We start from the raw sequence: 3,169 nt of genomic DNA, 5'->3' as shown, positions 1-3,169 counted from the left end.
AAGCCTAAGAGCGTCGTCCGCAACTGTTCCAGCAGCTGTTCGACCTTCACAGAGGACATTTTTTCAAAGTCCACCGGATCGACAAGGCTCGCAGAAACGGGATCGCAGTGAGTCAGAATGAGTTGCAGGATCCCCTGAAAGAGCTGGACTTTTCCCCGCACGCGAACGTAGGCACCAGTCTGAATTTCTGAACAGGAATCTTCCGAGACATTCCACATCCGGCCATTGATCATCCCCGATTTGTCACGGAGATCGACGGACAAGTACAGGGCTGCGTTACGGTTAGCTCGAAGTTGCTTGTCGGACACAAGATAGACTTCGTCCACGATTTCGCCGTCATTAAGATCAGTTACAAACCGGCGAGACATAACGGAAGGTCCATTCTGGGCGGGGGCGACAATCGAGCGGGATTCGAATTCTAGGCCCCTCTGTCAGACCTCACAAGTAACCAACCTGACAGCCTGACACTTTCGCGTGCTTCAAATTATAATGCGGCTGACCTTTCAGTCTTCCCGCCGCAACCGAGGCGGCCGCCGCTCACCATCGGAAATGTTATGACGGACACTGACCTGGATTCCGCTGCTTTGCCGAGTCGTTCGTTTGAGAGCAGGCCGCCGCTGGCCGACGACTTGCCTCCGGTAAAGCCCCCGTCGGCAGGTTTCATTGTCCAACTGTTCATTTTCCCCGCTTTGATTGTCCTGGGCGTGGTTGCCATCTGGTGGATGTTTGGTCTGATTGCCGTCGGTGAGCAGGACTGGAGAAAGCTGGTTCAGGAGCTTCAAAGTCAAAATCTGCATGTTCGCAACCGTGCCATGTTCGGGCTGGCTCAAGTGCTGGAGCAGGATTCGCGTCGCGGCGAGCAGGGGCAGCAACTGAGAGGCAACCGCGAAATCGCTCAGGCACTGGCCGACCAGCTTGTGCTGGAACTTCGCAAGAATTCGACGGCGAAAGAAGCCGTTGCCATTCAGGAGTACCTGACGCGGGCGTTAGGGATGATGGACTCGGTCGACGCGGTGGCACCCGCACTGCTGGTCGCTCTGGAACCGCACAGGGAAGAAGATATACGCAAAAGTGCATTGGTTTCGCTCGCTTACATTGCCGGCCGTGCGGACGAAGTCGGTAAACCTTTAGGCGACAGCCAGATCGTCCAGACTCTGATTGGGACTTCCGGTGAATCGACTCCGATCATTCGCCAGACCTCGACGTTCACGCTGGGGCTGTTCAATTCCCCCGCAGTGACGCAGCAACTGGAGGTGCTGGTTGAAAATCCTGATCGGTTTACGGCGGTGAATGCCGCAATTGGCCTCGCCCGTCGTGGTTCAACAAAAGGCTTCAAAGTCTTCCGTGACGCTCTGGCGGAACCACTCGCACAGAGGGATGTGAAACAGCCTGCCGAACAGTCGAATACACTCCCATCCCCCTCTGGCGAATCCTCTTCCTCGGCTTCTTCCACGTTGAACACAGATCCGTTTGGGGACCAGTTCCGGGTTCAGAAGAATGTCCTGAAGGCGGTGACCGATCTCGCGACCCGATTCGATGACGAACAGCGTGAAACGCTGATGCCCCTGGTTCAGCAATTGGCCTCGCAGCATCCCGAGATCCGGATTCGAGTCGACGCCGAGGGAGCGCTGAATTCCCTGAAAGCGGCTGCTTCCAGGAACTAATCGACGGAGCGCGTCATGGCTGGTAACAAAAAGTCCGGTCCTCATGTCAGGGAGGATGCCATCGCGGTCGTTGCTGCCATGAAGTTCTGGTCGCGGCTGAGCGAGGCGCAGGCCGCCGTCGAGATCCCTTTCATTCGGCAGGCCAAAACTCCCGCACCCTCCGTGCAACTGTTGATGAATCTTCCTCCGGCCCGGCATGACGATTCGCAGGTCTACTCGCTCAAGATCTCACTGAAGGGGGCCCGGCCCGAGATCTGGAGACGCGTCCAAACCCGTTCGATCTCTCTCGAATCTCTGCACAAGATCATTCAGGTCGTCATGGGATGGCAAGATGCTCATCTGCACGGTTTCGAAGTCCAGTCCACGCGAATCCCCTTGAAAGAGGAGGGGGCCGGCATCGATGAAGCAGGGGTCGAAATCTCGCAGTTCTACTCGGCGGGCTACAACGCATTTCAGTATACCTATGACTTTGAGGACAACTGGATTCACGACATCGTGATCGAAGGCTGCAGTCAGGCGTCCGGTGAAATCATGTTGCCTTCCTGCATCTCCGGAGAAGGGGCCAGTCCCCATGAAGATACCGGCGGAATTCATGTCTGGCTCAGTCTGCAGGCCGCGCTCAAGGGAGCTTCCAAAATACGGTCTGAGGCGAAGGCATTACTCAAAGCTCGCCTGGGTCATACGAACATCTCCCGAGAGTTGAAAATCGAAGACATCAATCACCGGTTGCGAACGGAATTTCATTAGTTTTCTTAACGGCTTAATCGGGCAAACGCATGAAAGTGGACCGTGGGCACGAAGTACTGATCATCAATTGCGGCAGCTCTTCATTGAAGCTGGCATGGCTTGATGCAGCGACCGGAGTATTGAGGGCCAAGGGGCTTGTCGAGCGGATTGGTGAAATCGGGACGAAAGTCCGATTCACTCTGCAGGATGTCACGATCGAAAAGGAGATACCGGGTCTGGACCACGGAGCCGCGCTGCGGGACCTGGTGGGGCTGTGCTGGACTGGCGGAGTCCATCCGTCGTCGGTGGTAGCGATCGGTCATCGCATTGTTCACGGCGGCGAATTCTTCAGCCACCCGTGCCTGATTGACGACGAAGTCATCGCCCGGATCAGGGCCTGTGCCGAACTTGCACCCCTGCACAATCCCGCCCATCTGGAAGGCATCAAAACCGCAAGGGATCTGTTCCCTGATCTGCCGCATGTTGCGGTCTTCGACACGGCCTTTCACCAGACTATGCCCGCAAAGGCCTTTCATTACGCGATCCCTTATCAGTGGTACGAAGAATTCAAAGCCCGCAAATACGGCTTCCATGGAACCAGTCATCAGTTTGTCTCCCGGGAAGCGGCTGTGCGTCTGGGACGCCCCGCCAATGACTGTCAGGTGGTCACAGCACACCTGGGGAACGGGTGCAGTGTATGTGCGGTGAAGAACGGGAAAAGCGTCGATACCAGCATGGGACTGACTCCTTCTGAAGGGCTCGTGATGGGGACACGCAGC

Annotated in this window: 4 protein-coding genes; 3 read left to right on the top strand and 1 reads right to left on the bottom strand. The window is 56.4% G+C overall.

Translation table 11 applies throughout. The features are described from left to right. The coding region (locus VGE80_RS15140) for an OB-fold nucleic acid binding domain-containing protein (protein ID WP_440593242.1) at nt 1-368 on the bottom strand (368 nt) is incomplete at its 3' end. A gap of 186 nt (nt 369-554) precedes the next feature. Between VGE80_RS15140 and VGE80_RS15135 the strand changes: the two genes are divergently transcribed. The 3 genes from VGE80_RS15135 to VGE80_RS15125 all read left to right on the top strand — a co-directional run. Further along, complete coding sequence (locus VGE80_RS15135; RefSeq protein WP_440593241.1) at nt 555-1,664, top strand: HEAT repeat domain-containing protein; 1,110 nt, start codon at nt 555-557, stop codon at nt 1,662-1,664. A gap of 15 nt (nt 1,665-1,679) precedes the next feature. Next, nucleotides 1,680-2,411, top strand: a complete 732-nt coding sequence (locus VGE80_RS15130; RefSeq protein ID WP_440593240.1) for a plasmid pRiA4b ORF-3 family protein — start codon at nt 1,680-1,682, stop codon at nt 2,409-2,411. A gap of 29 nt (nt 2,412-2,440) precedes the next feature. After that, nucleotides 2,441-3,169, top strand: a 729-nt coding sequence (locus VGE80_RS15125; RefSeq protein WP_440593239.1) for an acetate/propionate family kinase, incomplete at its 3' end; no start/stop codon positions are given.

The sequence above is a fragment of the Schlesneria sp. genome (assembly GCF_036405755.1).
GTDB classification, from domain to species: domain Bacteria; phylum Planctomycetota; class Planctomycetia; order Planctomycetales; family Planctomycetaceae; genus Schlesneria; species Schlesneria sphaerica.
The sequence above is the reverse complement of the archived record's forward strand: the minus strand, read 5'-3'. Positions and strand labels throughout refer to the sequence as shown.